At 64.9% G+C, this 16,787-nt stretch carries 15 protein-coding genes; 11 read left to right on the forward strand and 4 right to left on the reverse strand.

Annotated features, from left to right (window positions below; translation table 11 throughout):
* The first annotated feature begins 50 nt into the window (after positions 1 to 50).
* On the forward strand, positions 51 to 566 hold the full coding sequence (locus NFH98_RS17770) for a DUF805 domain-containing protein (RefSeq protein ID WP_222517088.1): 516 nt from the start codon (positions 51 to 53) through the stop codon (positions 564 to 566).
* 30 nt (positions 567 to 596) lie between these two features.
* Here NFH98_RS17770 and NFH98_RS17775 read toward each other — a convergent pair whose 3' ends face one another.
* Positions 597 to 2,099 carry a sigma-54 interaction domain-containing protein gene (locus NFH98_RS17775; protein ID WP_222517089.1) on the reverse strand — a complete coding sequence of 501 codons (1,503 nt, stop codon included), beginning with the start codon at positions 2,097 to 2,099 and terminating at the stop codon, positions 597 to 599.
* Positions 2,100 to 2,330: 231 nt separating this feature from the next.
* Here NFH98_RS17775 and speB point away from each other — a divergent pair, with 231 nt between their 5' ends.
* The 10 genes from speB (at position 2,331) to NFH98_RS17825 (ending at position 13,218) form a co-directional block, all read left to right on the forward strand.
* Positions 2,331 to 3,281 carry an agmatinase gene (gene speB / locus NFH98_RS17780; RefSeq protein WP_045993646.1) on the forward strand — a complete coding sequence of 317 codons (951 nt, stop codon included), beginning with the start codon at positions 2,331 to 2,333 and terminating at the stop codon, positions 3,279 to 3,281.
* 92 nt (positions 3,282 to 3,373) lie between these two features.
* Positions 3,374 to 4,759: a YjiH family protein gene (locus tag NFH98_RS17785; RefSeq protein ID WP_083970496.1), complete on the forward strand. Its 1,386-nt coding sequence runs from the start codon at positions 3,374 to 3,376 to the stop codon at positions 4,757 to 4,759.
* 13 nt (positions 4,760 to 4,772) lie between these two features.
* The gene (locus NFH98_RS17790) at positions 4,773 to 5,456 is read left to right on the forward strand and encodes an HD domain-containing protein (protein ID WP_349623006.1); all 684 of its coding nucleotides are present in this window, start codon (positions 4,773 to 4,775) and stop codon (positions 5,454 to 5,456) included.
* On the forward strand, positions 5,453 to 7,093 hold the full coding sequence (locus tag NFH98_RS17795) for a 5-guanidino-2-oxopentanoate decarboxylase (RefSeq protein WP_222517091.1): 1,641 nt from the start codon (positions 5,453 to 5,455) through the stop codon (positions 7,091 to 7,093). Before NFH98_RS17790 ends, NFH98_RS17795 begins: the two co-directional genes overlap by 4 nt.
* Positions 7,094 to 7,232: 139 nt before the next feature.
* The gene (locus NFH98_RS17800) at positions 7,233 to 8,558 is read left to right on the forward strand and encodes a purine-cytosine permease family protein (RefSeq protein ID WP_045993648.1); all 1,326 of its coding nucleotides are present in this window, start codon (positions 7,233 to 7,235) and stop codon (positions 8,556 to 8,558) included.
* A 3-nt stretch (positions 8,559 to 8,561) separates the two neighbouring features.
* Positions 8,562 to 9,338: a carbon-nitrogen hydrolase family protein gene (locus NFH98_RS17805; RefSeq protein WP_108133486.1), complete on the forward strand. Its 777-nt coding sequence runs from the start codon at positions 8,562 to 8,564 to the stop codon at positions 9,336 to 9,338.
* Entirely contained in the window at positions 9,335 to 10,078 is a 744-nt protein-coding gene (locus NFH98_RS17810; RefSeq protein WP_108133485.1) for an MBL fold metallo-hydrolase, read from the forward strand. Before NFH98_RS17805 ends, NFH98_RS17810 begins: the two co-directional genes overlap by 4 nt.
* 77 nt (positions 10,079 to 10,155) lie before the next feature.
* Positions 10,156 to 11,604, forward strand: coding sequence for an aldehyde dehydrogenase family protein (locus NFH98_RS17815; protein ID WP_349623007.1), 1,449 nt, complete (start codon positions 10,156 to 10,158; stop codon positions 11,602 to 11,604).
* 420 nt (positions 11,605 to 12,024) lie between these two features.
* Entirely contained in the window at positions 12,025 to 12,570 is a 546-nt protein-coding gene (locus tag NFH98_RS17820) for a DUF805 domain-containing protein (protein ID WP_222517093.1), read from the forward strand.
* 90 nt (positions 12,571 to 12,660) lie between these two features.
* Positions 12,661 to 13,218, forward strand: a complete 558-nt coding sequence (locus tag NFH98_RS17825; protein WP_222517094.1) for a DUF805 domain-containing protein — start codon at positions 12,661 to 12,663, stop codon at positions 13,216 to 13,218.
* A 104-nt stretch (positions 13,219 to 13,322) separates the two neighbouring features.
* Here NFH98_RS17825 and NFH98_RS17830 read toward each other — a convergent pair whose 3' ends face one another.
* The 3 genes from NFH98_RS17830 to cuyB form a co-directional block, all read right to left on the reverse strand.
* A complete protein-coding gene (locus NFH98_RS17830; RefSeq protein WP_108133481.1) occupies positions 13,323 to 14,726 on the reverse strand; it encodes a Na+/H+ antiporter NhaC family protein in 1,404 nt (467 codons plus the stop codon).
* A 59-nt stretch (positions 14,727 to 14,785) separates the two neighbouring features.
* The gene (locus tag NFH98_RS17835; protein ID WP_108449223.1) at positions 14,786 to 15,838 is read right to left on the reverse strand and encodes a YeiH family protein; all 1,053 of its coding nucleotides are present in this window, start codon (positions 15,836 to 15,838) and stop codon (positions 14,786 to 14,788) included.
* 205 nt (positions 15,839 to 16,043) lie between these two features.
* Complete coding sequence (gene cuyB / locus NFH98_RS17840; RefSeq protein WP_222517095.1) at positions 16,044 to 16,784, reverse strand: cysteate racemase; 741 nt, start codon at positions 16,782 to 16,784, stop codon at positions 16,044 to 16,046.
* Positions 16,785 to 16,787: the final 3 nt, after the last annotated feature.

Raw genomic sequence — 16,787 nt, forward strand, 5'->3', positions numbered from 1 at the left:
TCCCTCAACTGCACACCGGCATCACGCTGGATCTACAGGACGAGATACCGATGCATCGCCCTACTGCTCCCGGATTTCACGACCCTGTCGCCCCCGGTCACTCATCGCCCCAGGCCTTCGAGCTCAGGCGAGTGTTGCCGGGCTACTGGTTCGACAGCCTGGCGGGGCGCGAGAGTCGTCTCGACTTCTGTCTCAACGCTACCCTGGCGCTATCGTTCTACTATGCCGCCCTGTGGGCGACCACCATCACCGCCCCCGCCCTCGAGGACGCATTGACGATCAAGGCAGGCCTGCTGGGGATCTGGTGGGTTGTCATCAGCCTTCAGCCTTTGGTGCTCCACGGCACTCGTCGCCTGCACGACCTGGGCCAGGCGGGCTTGTGGAGCCTGATGCTGCTGGTCCCCGGCGCCAACCTGCTGCTGACGGTGGTACTCGCCATGCAGCCCGGGGAGTCCAGCGACACCGAGCACGACGAACAGGGCTCCACCAGCGGTGCGGTATTGGTGTTGAAGCCACTGCTGATCCTGGCCACCTGGGTCGGGTTCTTTTACGTCTTCCGTCAGTAAGTGCCGCAGAGCTCGGCCCTTCATCACCAGTCACCCGATCCGCAACCCATGCTGCTTGAGCTTGCGCACCACGCTTGGCTGGCTGATGCCCAGCTGTTCGGCGATGGCGTAGGTGGTGGGAAGGGTACGGCAGCAGTCGGCAAGGATCTCACGCTCGCGCCGGGCCAGGGCGGCCTTCAGGCCCTCGCCCCGGGCAAGCGGCAGCTCGGGTCGCGCTGCACCTGGTGCGGATAGTGTCGCGGGTGAAGTAGCGCCATCAGCCAGCGCAGCGGAGGCTCCGGTGACAGACGCCGCCGTCTGCTGCGCTTCACGCTGCTGCGAGCCGAGCGGCCCTAACGAGGCCCCCGTGGGCGGCACCAGCAGATCGCCCTGGATGACATCGTCACTGGATAACCAGGCCCTTTCCAGGGTGTTTTCCAACTCACGCACATTGCCCGGCCAATCCCAGCCCATCAGTGCCTGCCACACGTCTCGCGCCAGCATCTTGTCGCGTCCATAACGCCGATTGAGGCGCTTTAGCTGGCGCTCGACCAGGCCGGGAATATCCTCGCGGCGCTCGCGCAGGGGCGGCAGGGTGACCGGAATCACGTTCAGCCGGTAGTACAGATCCAGGCGAAACAGGCCCTGCTCGACCCGTGCCGACAGGTCCTGATTGGTGGCCACCACCAGGCGAAAGTCGACCCGTCGCGGGGCCCTGTCCCCAAGCCGCGTAATACTGCCGTCCTGGATGGTCTTGAGCAGCTTGGTCTGCACCGCCAGGGGCAACTCGCCGATCTCGTCGAGAAACAGGGTGCCGCCCTCGGCCTGCTCGATCAGCCCCTTGCGGCCCCCCGGCGCGGCGCCGGAAAACGCGCCCTTTTCATGGCCGAACATCTCCGATTCGAACAGGCTTTCAGGGATGGCGGCGCAGTTGACGTCGATAAAGGGGCCATCGCGGCGAGAACTCCAACGGTGCAGCTGGCGGGCGAAAGCGGTCTTGCCCACCCCGGACTCGCCCAGCATCAAGACCGTGGCGTCGGTGGGCGCGACCCGCTTGAGCAGCAGCGCCACCTCGCGCATCAGCTGGCTTTTCACCTCCAGGTCATCGAGCTCGGCCTCGAGTGCTTCGCTGTCGCTCTCCAGCGCATGGCCCCGGCGCAAGTGCTCGCTGAAGCGGCGCTGCAACAGCGCGTACTCCTGCTGCAGCAGCTGCAGATCGGTCAAGTCCATGGAGCGGCTGACCACCGCCACCAGCCGCTCACCCTCGAATACCGGATGGGCCTGGGCGATGACCCTGCGTCCGGTGCCGGTGCGCTGGACCAGCTGGGCCGGCCGCCCGCTGCGAATGACTTCCAGGCTGACCGACGGGGTCAGCACGCCATCGGCCTCGAGCCGCTGCACGCTGGTGGCGCAGAGCTCTTCGCAGGACATGCCGTAGACCGCCGCCGCCCCGGGACTGACGTCGCGGATACGACCATCCGGCGCGACGATGAAGAAGTGGTCGTGGGCGGTGTCGATGATGGTCTTGAGAATCTTGGTGTCGTCGTCGCTCATCCAGCGATCCATAAATGCATCATTGATTCAGAAGTGTATCACGATGCGTCGGGATCGCGATTCACTTCTGGATCACGTCTATCACCACAGCAGACCTTCCCTTGGAATCCCTGCACCTCTATTACATCTTTAGTATAAATGCTTAAAAGATGGCACGACGTCTGCATCACCCATAACAACCGTCAGGCCCAGGGCCGCGACCGTCCCCATCCACGATGCCAGGAGTTCCCTGTGAGCGACTTCAATCAACCTCTCGGCGGCAACGAGATGCCGCGCTTCGGTGGCCCTGCCACCATGATGCGTCTGCCCACCCAGACCAGCGCCGAGGGTCTGGACGCCGCCTTTATCGGCATTCCCATGGACATCGGCACCTCCAACCGCCCGGGCACCCGACTGGGGCCGCGCCAGATCCGCGACGAATCGCGCATGCTGCGCCCCTACAATATGGCCACCCGTGCTGCACCCTTCGACAGCCTGCAGGTGGCGGACATCGGCGACGTGCCGATCAACACCTTCAACCTGCCGAAGAACCTGGACATCATCAGCCGCTTCTACGACGACGTCCTGTCCCACGACTGCGTGCCGCTGACCCTGGGCGGTGACCACACCCTTACCTGGCCGATCCTGCGCGCCATCGCCAAGAAGCATGGCCCGGTCGGGCTGATCCATATCGACGCCCACGCCGACGTCAACGAGCACATGTTCGGTGAAGAGGTGGCCCACGGCTGCCCGTTCCGCCGTGCCCAGGAAGAAGGGCTGCTGGACGCCAACCGGGTCGTCCAGATCGGCCTGCGCGGCACCGGCTACGCCGCCGAGGACTTCGACTGGTGTCGCCAGCAGGGCTTCCGCGTGGTCCAGGCCGAACAGTGCTGGCACAAGTCTCTCGAGCCGCTGATGGCCGAGGTGCGCGAGCAGATGGGCGATGGCCCGGTGTACATCTCGTTCGACATCGATGGCCTGGACCCGTCGGTGGCGCCCGGCACCGGCACGGTGGAAATGGGCGGCCTGACCTCGGCCCAGGGCCTGGAGATCGTGCGCGGCGCCCAGGGGCTCAATATCGTCGGCGGCGACCTGGTCGAAGTCTCCCCGCCCTACGACCCCAGCGGCAACACCGCCCTGATGGGCGCCACCCTGCTCTATGAAATGCTGTGCGTGCTCCCCGGAGTCGCGCGCCGCGACTGAATCCTCACAGGGCCAGGGAGTGGCCCTGGCGACAGCCAACGAGGCGCCCGCGTCAGGGCGCCGACCATTACAACAGCAAAGAGTGATCGCCCATGTCCTCCCACCTGCATTCTGCCGACAAGATCACGACCGACGGGGGCAAGCTAAGCACCCATGGTCTGATCAAGTTCCTCGTCCCGTCGTTGATCGGCATCCTGCTGTTCCTGGTGCCCTTCTCGGTCGGTGACACCATCAACATCGGCATGGGTCTGGCCGCCGACTGGCTCAAGGCCACCCTCGGCGACGCCCTGCCCGCCATCGCCACCGTAGTGCTCACCCTGTCCATCGTGCTGACCCTGGTGGTCAAGCTGACCAAACCAGGCTGGGCCCGCCAGGGCGCGATGAAGGAGCTGTTCGACATCGCCCCGCTGTGGGTGGTGATGCGCGCCCTCGGCGCCGCCTTCGCGCTGATGACCTACTTCCAGGTCGGCCCGGAGATGGTCACCGCCTCCTTCACCGGCGGGGTGATGCTCAATGACCTGGCGCCGGTGCTGCTGACCTTCTTCTTCTTCGCCGCCATCCTGCTGCCCTTCCTGGTGGACTTCGGCTTCATGGAGTTCATCGGCTCCATGGTGCGCACGCCCTTTCGCAAGATCTTCGGGCTGCCCGGGCGCAGCGCCATCGACGCCACCGCCTCCTGGATGGGCTCCGGCACCGTCGGCGTACTGATCACCACCCAGCAGTACGAGCAGGGCTTCTACAACGCCCGCGAGGCCTCGGCCATCGCCACCAACTTCTCGATCGTGTCGATCGCCTTCGCCCTGCTGGTGACCAGCTTCATCGGCATCAACCACCTGTTCGTGCCGTTCTACCTGACCGTGGTGGTCGCCGGCCTGGTCGCCGCTGTCATCGTGCCGCGCCTGCCGCCGCTGTCACGCAAGGCCAACACCTACTACGAGCCGGTGGGCTGCCAGATCCAGGAAGAAAACACCGGCAACCAGAGCCTGTTGCGCTACAGCCTGGGCATCGCCGTGGCCCGCGCCGAGACCGCCCCGGGCCCGCTCAAGCTCGCCCGCCTGGCACTGTTCAACGTCGCCGACATCTTCTTCGGGCTGCTGCCGCTGGTCATCGCCATCGGTACCGTGGCGCTGGTACTGGCCGAGTTCACTCCGCTGTTCACCTGGCTGTCCATGCCGATGGTGCCGGTGCTCGAGTGGATGGGTCTGCCCGAGGCCGAGGCCGCCGCGCCGGCGACCCTGGTGGGTTTCGCCGACATGTTCCTGCCGGCGGTACTGGCCAGCGATATCGAGAGCGAACTGACCCGCTTCGTCATCGCCTGTCTGTCACTGACCCAGTTGATCTACATGTCAGAGATCGGCGCCCTGCTGCTGAAGTCACGGATCCCGCTCAAGCTGTGGGAACTGGTGGTGATCTTCCTGCTGCGCACCGCCATCACTCTGCCCATCATCGTGGTCATGGCCCACTGGCTGGTGGGTTGATCGGGAGGCCGACATGACAGACCCAAACGATGCTCACGCCGCCGGCAAGGCGGCCTTCACCCGCATCGACCAAAGCACGGCAGAAGACTGGGCGGTGATCGCCGCCCACGACGCCGACTACCTGGCCGGCCTCGCCTACAGCGTACTGGATACCCTCGCCCGGCTGGGCGAGGGCCACCAGCCCTACCAGATCACCCGGCTGGAGCACTGTCTGCAGAGCGCGACCCGGGCCGAGCGTGCCGGCGCCGACGAAGAGATGATCGTCGCCGCCCTGGTCCACGACATCGGCGACGAACTGGCGCTTTTCGATCACGCCGCCTTCGCTGCCTCGATCCTGCGCCCCTTCGTCAGCGAGAAGACCCACTGGATCGTCCAGCATCACGACGTCTTCCAGGGTCACTATTACTGGGACAAGGTCGGCGGCGACAAGGACGCCCGCGAGCGGTTCCGCGGCCACCCCTGGTTCGACGACTGCGAAGCCTTCTGTCGTGACTGGGACTGTCCGTCCTTCGACCCCGCCTATGACACCCTGCCGCTGGCGCACTTCGAGCCCATGGTCAGGCGGATCTTCGCAAGAGCCCCCTACTCGGTGGCCCCGGACCCCGCCCTCGCCCCTGGCTCGTCTCAAGCCTCTGATCCGTCTCAAGCCCCTGGCCCGTCTCAAGCCCCTGATCCGTCTCAAGGAAGTACCGCATGACCTGCGCTGAACTGCTGATCCGTCTGCTGCGTGACACCTACGACGTGGACACCGTCTTCGGTATCCCCGGCGTCCACACCATCGAGCTCTATCGTGGCCTCGAAGGCGGCAATGGACACGACCACCAGGGCAGTGGCATCCGCCACGTCACCCCGCGCCACGAACAGGGCGCCGGCTTCATGGCCGACGGCTACGCCCGCACCACCGGCAAGCCCGGCGTGTGCTTCATCATCACCGGCCCCGGCATGACCAATATCGCCACCGCCATGGGCCAGGCCCTGGCCGACTCGGTGCCGATGCTGGTGATCTCCAGCGTCAACCGCCGCGACACCCTGGGACGCGGCCAGGGCCGGCTGCACGAACTCCCCGGCCAACGCGAGCTGATGGCCGGCGTCTCGCGCTTCAGCCACACCCTGCTCGACCCGAACGGCCTCGGCGAGGTGCTGGCCCGTGCCTTCGCCGTGTTCGATGGCGCCCGCCCCGGCCCGGTGCATATCGAGATCCCCATCGACCTGTTCGACGCCCCGGTCAGCGAGCCTGTCAGCACGCGCCGCACGGCGCTGGCCAAGGCCGCACCGGCCCCCGCCGCACTCGAGCAGGCGCTCGACTGGCTGGTCGACGCCAAGCGCCCGCTGGTGCTGCTCGGCGGCGGCTGCGTCGATGCCCCGGACGCCGCCCGTCGTCTGGTCGAGAGCCTCGACGCCCCCACCGTCACCACCATCAACGCCAAGGGCCTGCTCGGCCGCGACCATCCGCTGGATCTGGGCGCCAACGCCTCGCTGCCAGCGGTGCGGGAGCTTGCCCATGAAGCCGACGTGGTGCTGGCCATCGGCACCGAGCTTGGCGAGACCGACTATGACGTGGTGTTCGACGACGGCTTTACCCTCGACGGTCGACTGATTCGCATCGACCTGGACCCCGAGCAGCTTGCCCGCAACCAGCATGCCGACCTGGCACTGGTGGCCGACGCTGCCTCCAGCCTCGAAGCGCTGGCCACCGGCTGCGACCAGCGCCTCGGCGGTGAGCAGCTTTCGCGCGATGGCCGCAAGCGTACACATGATGCGCTGAGCGCCCTGGCGCTGGCCGATGATCCGGCCTTCCGCCCCTATGTGCCGCTGTTCGACACCCTGCGCGAGAGCCTGCCGGGGGCGATCCTGGTGGGCGATTCCTGCGCCACCACCTACGCCGCCAACCATCTGGTCAGCCAGGACGCGCCGCGCCGTTTCTTCAACGCGTCCACCGGCTACGGCACTCTCGGCTACGGCCTGCCCGCGGCCATGGGCGCGAGCCTCGGCCAGCCGGACCTGCCGGTGGTGGCGCTGGTGGGCGACGGTGGGGTGATGTTCACCCTGACCGAGCTTGCCTGTGCGGTGGAGGAAAGGCTGCCGGTCATCGTGCTGCTGTGGCACAACCAGGGCTACGAGGAAATCCGCCGCTTCATGGACAACGCCGGCGTCACCCGCCTCGGCGTGGACATCCAGGCACCGGACTTCCAGACCCTGGCGGCCGGCTTCGGCTGTGCGGCGACCCGGGTCGGCAACCCCGCCGGCCTCGCCCGGGCAATCGCCCATCGCCCCGAAGACGGCCCGATGCTGATCGAAATCGACGCCACGGCATGGAACGCCGCGGTGGCCTGATCGAGCAACGACCCCTTTGCCGGCGCCACGGCGCCGGCCCTTTTGCTCCTTTTGTCCGCCCCTTTTATCTGCTCCGTTTTGCGCTCCCAATTTCGCGCCCCTGCGGTACCTACCAACCATAACCACAAAGGTTTCCTAGATGATTTCACTCAAGCGGCTGATCGGCCACGACACCCTGGATGAACACCAGCACAAGAGCATGGGAGGCATGGCCACCTTTGCCCTGTGGCTCGGCGCCAACGTGGTCGTCACCACCATCCTCACCGGCATGCTGCTGGTGCCCGATCTGCGCTTCCCGGTCGCCATGACCTGGGTCCTGATCGGCTCGCTGATCGGCGCCATTCCGCTGCTGCTGGTAGGACTGATGGGCCAGCGCACCGGCCTGCCCTCGATGGCCCTGACCCGCCGCGCCTATGGCCCCACCGGCTCGAAGATCATTTCGCTGGTCAACATGGCGGTGCTGATCGCCTGGAGCTGGATCCAGGCGCTGCTGGCCGGCATGAGCCTGGACTACGCCATCGAGGCCACCACCGGCTACTCCAACCTGCCGCTGATGACGATCCTGTGCGAGACCATCGTGGTGCTGATCGTGCTGCGCGGCCACCTGGGTATCGAGCGCATCGAGCGCTGGGCGGCGGCGGCCATGATGGTGCTGGCGGCCGGCGTGGTCTACCAGCTCAACCGCCACTACGAGGTCGGTGCGCTGTTCGAGATGCCCGCCGAATCCCGCAACGGCATCACCCTGGGCATCGCCTTCGACATCGTCGTCGCCACCGCCTTCTCGTGGATTTCCACCTCCGCCGACTACAACCGCAACTGCAAGAGCGGACGCATCGCGGTACTCGGCACCTACGGTGGCTACGTCTGCGCCTCGATGATCGCCATGGGGCTGGGTGCCGCGGTATCCGGCCTGTCGGTGCTCGGCGGCATGGAACAGACCTACGACCCGACCCGGCTGCTGTCCGGCTTCGGCTTTGGTCTGCCCGCTGCGCTGGTGATCTTCTTCTCGGTGATGACCACCAACGTGATGGCGGTCTACAGCGCCACCCTGTCGTGCATGAACGTGTCCCCCGGCATGGCCTTCTGGAAGCCGGCGCTGGTGATCGGCGTGGTGACGGTCTTTGGCGCCCTGATCCCCGGTATCCTCGACCAGTTCCAGAACTTCCTGTTGCTGATCGGCGCCTTGTTCATTCCGGCCTTCTCGGTGATGATCGTCGACTACTACCTGGTCGGCCGTGACGGCTATAGCGCCGAGCTGCTGCGCTCGCCGCACCAGCTCGGTCGGCCCACCGCCGGTATCGCCATCGGCGCCTACCTGATCGGTGCGGCCCTGGCGGCCTACTGGACCCTGGTGGCACCGCTGTCCATCGGTGCCTCGCTGCCGGTGTTCGTCATCACCGGCGGACTCTACTGGCTGGGCTGTGCCCTGTTCACCCGTTCCAGCCTCGCTGCCCAAGGAGACTGATCCATGCGCCTGATGCTGGCCCAGACCGACCCCGTCCACGCGGATGTCGCCGCCAACCTCGATGCTCTCGATGGCCTGTGCCAGCAGGCGGTGGCCGCCGGCGCCCAGCTGCTGGCCCTGCCGGAACTGGCGCTGACCGGCTACAACGTGTTCGAACGGCTCGATGAGCTGGCCGACGAAGGCGAGTTGATCGATCAGGTCGCCCGATTGGCGCACCAGTATCGCCTGCACCTGCTGTTCGGCCTGGCCCAGCGCCAGGCCGACGGCCGCCTGACCAACTCGGCGGTGCTGATCGACGATGCCGGCACCACCCTGGCCTGCTACCACAAGCGCCAGCTATGGGATCGTGAACATCAGTACTTCATCCCCGGTGACGAGCTGTGCGTGGTCGACACCCGGCTCGGCCGCCTGGGCCTGATGATCTGCTACGACAACGAGTTCCCGGAGATAGCCAGAGCGCTGGCCCAGGCCGGCGCCGAGGTGATCCTCTCGCCCACCGCCAACATGGTGCCCAACGCCGAACGCCAGCAGTTGCAGATCCGCGCCCGGGCGCTGGACAACCAGCGCTTCGTCGCCTGCATCAACCGCGCCGGCATCGAGGGCGAGCTGCACTACTGTGGCAACAGCCTGGTGGCGGGACCGGACGGCGAGGTGCTGGGGCGCCTTGGCAACGACGCCGGGGTGCTGGTGGTGGACATCGAACACTCGCGTATCGACGAGAGCCGCAGCCACCAGGACTACCTGAAGGACCTGCGCGCCCTGCCGGGAGGCAACACGTGAGCACCTTCACCCTGCCCCGGGGTGACGCCGCCAGCTGGTATCGCACCCAGCGCCTGGCCGACGGCATCACCCTGATCGACGAACCGGCCATCAAGCCGTTCTACCGCTGCAATATCTGGCACGTTCGCGGCCGCGAGCGCGATCTGGTGGTGGACTTCGGCCTGGGCGCGGTGCCACTGCGCGAGCGCGTGGCACTGCTGGCCGAACGCGAGATCGTGGCGGTGGCAAGCCACACCCACTTCGATCATATCGGCGCCGCTCACGAGTTCGACTGCTGCCACGTTCATCGCGCCGAGGCCGATATCCTGGCAAGCCCCGACAACCGTCGCACCCTGGCCGAGGCCTTTCTCGACGACGCCATGTTCGACGCCCTGCCACCGCTGCCCTACGCCCACAGCGGCTATCGCATTGCGGCGCCGCCGCGTATCGAGACGCTGGAGGACGGCGACGTCATCGAGCTGGGCGATCGCCATTTCGAGGTGATCCACACCCCCGGCCATTCGCCCGGCGGCATCGCCCTGTGGGAGGCCGCCAGCGCCACCCTGATCAGCGGCGACATCATCTACGACGGTGAGCTGATCGAGGACGCCTATCACAGCGACCTGGACGACTACGCGGCGAGCCTCGAGCGCCTGCGGCGGTTGCCTATCGCCACGGTGCACGGCGGCCACTTCCCGAGCTTCTCGGGCCGTCACTGCCACGCCATGATCGATGACTGGCTCAAGCGCCACCAGGCGTGAACGCGGGACACCCCCTCATCTCGCCGATCATTTCATTCGCTTATTCCCTCTAATGTCTTTGCCCCTGGAGTCCCTCCGTGCAACAGCTGACACAACAGTTTATCGACAACCGCTGGGTCGATAGCCACAGCCGCCGGCGCCTGGCTGTGACCGATCCCTACCGCCAGACCCAGATCGCCGAGATCACCGCCGGCGATGCCAGCGACGTCGACGCCGCCGTGGCCAGCGCGCGTGCCGCCCTGCCCGCCTGGCAGGCGCTGGGCGGACAGCGTCGGGGCGACTTTCTCGAAGCCTTCGCCACGGCCCTCGAAACCCGCCGCGGCGATCTCGAACGGCTGTCCTCCACCAACAACGGCAAGGCCCTGGCCGAGACCGCCATCGACCTGGACGACGCCATCGCCTGCTACCGCTACTACGCCGGCCAGGCCCGCGCTCTGGAGCAGCGTCAGGGTCGCCTGCTCGAGCACGGCATGGACGGCGTCGAGGCGCGGGTGTTCGAAGACCCCGCCGGCGTGGTCGGACTGATCACCCCCTGGAACTTCCCGCTGGTCACCAGCGCCTGGAAGATCGCACCGGCACTGGCCGCCGGCTGCACCCTGGTGTTCAAGCCCTCCGAGGTCACCCCGCTGCCCGAGGTGGCGTTGGCCGACATCGCCGTGGAGATCGGCCTGCCTGCCGGTGTGCTGAACCTCTTGCTGGGTGACGGCGAAGGCATCGGTGCCCCTCTGTCCGCCCATCAGGGTGTGGATAAATTGTCCTTCACCGGCAGCAATGGGGTCGGCGAGAAGGTCATGCGGGCCGCCGCCAACGGCGTGCGCGGCGTATCACTGGAGCTCGGCGGCAAATCGCCGATCCTGGTGCTCGATGACGCCGAGGTCGAAGCCGCCGCCGACTGGGTGATGGCCGGCATCTACTTCAACTCCGGGCAGATCTGCTCCGCCACCTCGCGACTGATCGTGCATCAGACGCTGGCCGAACCGCTCTACCAGGCGCTGGCCGACCGTATCGACGGCCTCACCCTGGGTGACCCGCTGGCCGAGGGCACCGACATGGGCCCGATGACCAGCGCCCGTCAGCGCGAAGCCGTGGAGCGCTACCTCGAGATCGCCAAGGAGGAAGGTCTGACGCCGGTGCGTGACGGCCGCCATCGTGACCTGCCGGCCCAGGGCGAGTTCGTCGCCCCGACCCTGTACCGCGATGTGCCCACCTCAAGCCGTCTGTGGCGCGAGGAAATCTTCGGCCCGGTGCTGTGTGCGCGCAGCGCAGAGAGCGAAGCCGAGGCCATCGCCCTGGCCAACGATAGCGCCTTTGGCCTCGCCGCCACCGTGATCTCTGGTGACGCCGAGCGCGCCAGGCGTGTTGGCCGCGCCCTGCGTGCAGGCAGCATCTGGTTCAACTCCGAACAGCTGGTGATGCCCGAGGCCAGCTGGGGCGGCTTCGGCGCCAGCGGCATCGGACGTGAACTCGGCCCCTGGGGACTGTCCGGTTATCTTGAGGTAAAGCATCTGATTGGCCCTGCCGCTTAACCTCTCCCGGTCCTGTTTCCGGACCATCGCCTCAGCGACGACTCAGTATCACCGCGGCAATATCTCAACAACATCACCCCGATGGCAGGCCAAGGCGCCCGGCCATCGGGGTGTTTTTTTGTCGCAGCGACGCAATTTCGTGCCAGTTCGGCCAACCCGAGGTCAAATAATTAGAAAATTCTTAAAAAGAGAAAGGATGTAGGACATCCCCCATATCCCCTGACGAAATGGCTTTCTAGAGTCGCAGTGAAGCCTTCGCTGCAGGCACCAATGATGCGTTCCTCATGCAAGGACAACATGCGCCACCGCCAACCATTGCCATGACGACTGACCATCCATCAAGGCATGGGAAAATCCGACAACGCCTTGACACCTTTGATGAATCGAAGACCGATTTAAAGAAGGAAACAGGAGAAGAAGATGAGACTCAACTCCATGTCGTCAGCCACCTCATCTTCCGTCACCTTGCCGCTGCCGCTGTATAGCGTACCCGGTAGAAGCAGCAGACTCTGGTCAACTCGTGGCCGTATCGGGCGCATTCGCTACTGTAGCCGACTTGCCGCAGTAGGACTCATCTATAACCTCGCGCTCTTTCTCCCACTTTATCTCGACTACCTGTACCCTGCGACACTCACCCAGAGCACCTTTACCATCCTGATCTACGCCTACGCAGGCCTGTACTCAGTCTTCACCCTTTTCGCCATTCTTCAGGCAAAACGTCGCCTTAACGATCAGGGGCGTTCTGGGTGGGTACTGCTTCTTGGACTGATTCCCCTGATCAACGTATGGCTGGTCATCACCCTAGTCTTCTCTCGTGGCACACCAGGAAGCAACCCCTTCGGACCACCACCTTCTCCATCGACTTCATCGGAAACGAAGCGCTTCTGGTGCTTGCTCATTCTTAACATTGCCGTGGCGTCAGCGGCCATCTGCTATGGACCACTACAGTTTCACCTGGGTCTTTAGACCCTCCCAGTGGACTGCTAAAAGCATAGATATTAACCGACTCGGCGAAAGGATCGCCGGAACTCTTACCCCAAGGAAGGAAGCAGCAAGATGACAAACGAAAGCACTACGTTAGATAACTCAAATGAAATCAACTTCCCTTCAGATACAGAAATCTCCAACACGCAAGGTGATGCAAACGACCGCCAGGCAGCAAATAAAAACCCTGGACTATGGTCGACCAATGGTCGTATCGGTAGAGTAAGATACTTTAATCGCTTAACCTTGCCGGTATTGTTCGTCTATGCCGTACACGGGATACTTATCTACTATAGTCTGACGGCAACACCGGCCGCTGCAGAGACAGCCGCCAGCGCCTTTACCATCAGCCAATTCGTGCTTGGAATTCCATTGACTATCTTTGCGCTAATCCAGGGAAAGCGCAGGCTAAATGACCTGAACAAGTCAGGCTGGCTCATGCTACTTTTCTTTATCCCCCTTATAAACCTCATCCCATTTATCATGGTGACCTTCATCAAGGGGAGTGATGGTGACAACCGCTTCGGTGCTGAACCTTCCCCCCTCACTTCTAATGAGATGACCCTGTTCTGGTTCCTGACCGGACTGTCGGTCGTTGCTTGCGTAGCGCTGGCCTCTCTAACGCTCTAAAAAAACATTCCCTGCGCTACTACCAACAACGACAACCACAAGAGCGCCACAGCCCCGCCAGCATGGCGGGGCTGTTTTTTTACTGCCAGGTGAGCGGAGGCCGGTCAGACGGCTGCGACCTCGGTGGTGCCCTGCTTGCGCCGCCGAAGCAGGATCGAGACGGCCAGCACCACCAGCATGGCCCAGGGGTACGGGGTCAGGAAGGAGGCAAAGGCTGACGGCGCGGCGACCTCGTTCTGCACCGCGGTGGAAGCGATGACCTCCTGCCAGACCGCCACCACGATGTGCCAGGGAAGCAGAAAGAACACCGTGCAGACCGCGCAGTCCATCAGGTTGGCGGCCCTGGCCGGCGAGATGCCGAACTGCTGAGCCAAGCTTCGTACCAATCCCGGCCCCACCAGCAGCAGCGCCGGGGCGTTGGCCGACAGCGGAGTAGATGCGGCAATCGTCACTGCCACGATGCTGGTCTCGGCGCTGGCCCGGTCCTTGACCAGGCGCTTCCTGGCGCCGTCCAGCAGTTTTTCCATCAGACCGGTATCGAGAATCACCTGGGTCAGCGCCAGCACCATCAGCGCAAACAGCACGGCGCCGGTTACCGAAGCAATACCATTTTCGATCAGGCCGGTGCTCTCGCCTCTGGCTTCGGGCAACGAGAACAGATCACCCAGGCCAATGGCACCGATCGCCAGGGCGCACAGCATGGCCACCAGATTGCCGATAAACATGGCTTCGACGATGTGTCGGCGCTTCAGCGCAAAGAACACCACCGCCGCGAGCGGAATCAGCATGACCAGGCCGGAAGCATGACCGGAAGGCACCTCCACGGCTGACGCCGAGGCCTCGCCGCTGGCACCGAACAACAGGAAGATCAGCATCGAGATCGCCGCAGCCGACAGCGCCAGCGGTAGACGGGTGCGGATCACGTCGGCGATTTCCGCCCCTTGGGTATAGGAGGACACGATGGTGGTATCCGACACCGGGGACAGGTTGTCACCGAAGGCCGCACCGGACAGGATCGCCACCGCCAGCATGGACGGATCCGCCCCCAACAGGACGCCCGCCGGGTACAGCACCGGCGACAGCCCGATGACGGTACCGGTACTGGTGCCGGTCCCCAGGGCAAACACCATGGCCATGGCAAAGGCCAGCAGGGTGAAGGCCGCACCCTCGGCGCCCACCGCTGCTCCCAACCACATCAAGCCATCGATCAGGCCGCCGGCGGCCATCAACTTGCCGAAGACACCGGCCAGCAGCCACAGTGCGATGATGGCCGTCGCGGTGGAATTGCCCATCCCCTTGAGCAGGCTGTCACAGTACGCCGTGCGTTGCCGACAAAGAAAGAGTCCCACGCCCATGGCCACCCAGGCGCAGGCCCAGAATGGCTTGGTGCCGGCACGCTCGAACACCGACAGATAGATAAGGCCTAGCACCAGCAGGATCAGGGGCGTCAAGGCACCCAGGGTGCCCCCACGAAAGGACAGTGAAGGTGTTGCGGTTTGTGTTGTCATTATCAGGGACCTTATTGTGTTTTATTGGTGTATTAGCGAGAACAGCGTTTCATCGCCGCTCAGCTACCCAGCCCACCGAAGACCACCACCCCCAGCACGATGGCCAGCAGCAGCAGGGTCTCCAGCACCATCAGGATGACCGGCTTCCAGCCGACCACCGCGAGCTTCTGAAAGGAGGTCTTGATGCCCAGGGCGGCGATGGCGGTGACAAGACACCAGCGCGACAGCGTCGACAGTCCTTCGTTCACGCTGTCGGGAATCAGCCCCAGGCTGTTGATCAGCACCAGCGCCACGAACCCCACCAGGAAGCCAGGCAGCATCGGCACCTGGCGCTTTCCCTCGCTGTTGCGCGAGGCGCGATAGAGCCAGCTGAAGATCATCACCACCGGCACCAGCATGGCCACACGCACCAGCTTGACCAGGGTCGAGACGTCGCCGGTCTCCTCCGAGATGATGTACCCCGCCCCGACCACCTGGGCCACGTCGTGGATGGTGCCCCCCAGGAAGATGCCGGCCTGGGTATTGGCAAGGTCGAGCACCCCCACCAGCAGCGGGTAGGTCACCATGGCCACCGTCGACAGCGTGGTCACGCCCACCACTGTGAGGATGGTGTTGCGCTCGCTGGTGTCGTTTTTCGGCATCACCGCCGACAGCGCCAGCGCCGCCGAGGCCCCGCAGATCGCCACGGCACCACCGGTCAGCAGGCCCAGATCACGGTGCAGGCCAAGCGCCCGGGCCAGCAGCCCCCCTGCGCAGATCACCAGTCCCACCGCGGCGAGCACCGTCAGCACCGGTCCAAGCCCCAGGTCACCGACTTGCTCGAGGGTCATGCGTGCGCCCAGCAGCGCCACGCCAAGGCGCAGCACGGTGCGCGCGGCAAACTCGATCCCCGGCAGGCAGCGTCCCTCTTCGCTCAAGAAGTGCAGCGACATGCCAAACAGCAAGGCGTAGAGCAGGGTCGGCCCACCGTAGTGATCGGCGATAAAGGTGGTGGCCAGGGCAATGGTCACGCACACCAGCAGTCCTCGCCCGATCGGGCTCAGGGACGCCAGTCGACGGCTTAGCCGCTGTCGCGAGGTCGCCGTCGAGGGGGAAGAAGAGGGTGAGGTCATGGGACGACTCCGGATCGTGAAAACGAGCGACCCCGGTCCTGCCGGATGAGGCCGGCGGACGAAGGCGTCTCTTTGGTGAACGGGACAGGAAGATCGACGTGCTGGCGGCGCTCGACGCCGCCCTGTTTCAACCTCTGTGCAGTGCTCTCGTTACAGCGCTCTCGTTACAGTACTCTCGCTTCAGCGCTCGACTCGGTTCTCCGAATCAACCGCGCGGTGCCTTTCCGGTGGCCTCGGCGACCACGTCTTCGGCCAGCACCTGTACGGTATCGATGATCGGCACGCGACCATCGAGCGCATCGCGGATCACCGAAAGCTCAGTACAGGCCAGGACCAGCACGTCGGCACCACGCGCCTGGACATCATGGGCGGCCTCGATGAAGGCGGCACGGGTGGCGGGCGCGCGCCCGGCACCACGCTTGACCGCTCGGATCACGTCGAGCACGCGATCCTCGTTGTCGGGATAGACCAACGACAGCCCCCTTGGCTCGATGAATCCCTCGTAAAGACCAATCTTGCGAAGCGCCGGCGAGCACAGCATGCCCACCCTGGCCCCCGGCATCTCGGCGGCGACCCGGTCCAGGGTGCGCTCGACGATATGCCACACCGGAATGTCCACCGCCTGCTGGGCGGCCGACCAGTAGTAGTGGGCGGTATTGCAGGGCATGACCAGAAAATCGCAGCCTGCCTGCTCGAGTCGTCTGGCCATGGCAGCAATGGCAGGCGCCGGTGACTCGCCGTCACCGTCGATCAGCGCCTTGATCCGTGATGGCACCTTGGGATTGTTGTCGACCAGCATATGCACGTGGTCGATATCGTCCTCGCCGGGCGTCACCTCGATGACCTTCTGCATGAAGGCCACCGTGGCGTCCGGTCCCATGCCGCCCAGCACGCCGACCATCGTATGGTCGGCGATTGTTGCGGAGTTATCGGTGGAAAGCGTCATAGC

Source organism: Halomonas sp. H33-56 (assembly GCF_040147035.1).
Classification (GTDB): domain Bacteria; phylum Pseudomonadota; class Gammaproteobacteria; order Pseudomonadales; family Halomonadaceae; genus Halomonas; species Halomonas litopenaei.

Bases quoted from the DNA above. Each gene is read 5' to 3' on its own strand.
- NFH98_RS17770 (WP_222517088.1), top strand. From the start codon at position 51: ATGCATCGCCCTACTGCTCCCGGATTTCACGACCCTGTCGCCCCCGGT.
- NFH98_RS17775 (WP_222517089.1), bottom strand. From the start codon at position 2,099: ATGAGCGACGACGACACCAAGATTCTCAAGACCATCATCGACACCGCC.
- NFH98_RS17785 (WP_083970496.1), top strand. From the start codon at position 3,374: ATGTCCTCCCACCTGCATTCTGCCGACAAGATCACGACCGACGGGGGC.
- NFH98_RS17790 (WP_349623006.1), top strand. From the start codon at position 4,773: ATGACAGACCCAAACGATGCTCACGCCGCCGGCAAGGCGGCCTTCACC.
- NFH98_RS17795 (WP_222517091.1), top strand. From the start codon at position 5,453: ATGACCTGCGCTGAACTGCTGATCCGTCTGCTGCGTGACACCTACGAC.
- NFH98_RS17800 (WP_045993648.1), top strand. From the start codon at position 7,233: ATGATTTCACTCAAGCGGCTGATCGGCCACGACACCCTGGATGAACAC.
- NFH98_RS17805 (WP_108133486.1), top strand. From the start codon at position 8,562: ATGCGCCTGATGCTGGCCCAGACCGACCCCGTCCACGCGGATGTCGCC.
- NFH98_RS17820 (WP_222517093.1), top strand. From the start codon at position 12,025: ATGAGACTCAACTCCATGTCGTCAGCCACCTCATCTTCCGTCACCTTG.
- NFH98_RS17825 (WP_222517094.1), top strand. From the start codon at position 12,661: ATGACAAACGAAAGCACTACGTTAGATAACTCAAATGAAATCAACTTC.
- NFH98_RS17830 (WP_108133481.1), bottom strand. From the start codon at position 14,726: ATGACAACACAAACCGCAACACCTTCACTGTCCTTTCGTGGGGGCACC.
- NFH98_RS17835 (WP_108449223.1), bottom strand. From the start codon at position 15,838: ATGACCTCACCCTCTTCTTCCCCCTCGACGGCGACCTCGCGACAGCGG.
- cuyB (WP_222517095.1), bottom strand. From the start codon at position 16,784: ATGACGCTTTCCACCGATAACTCCGCAACAATCGCCGACCATACGATG.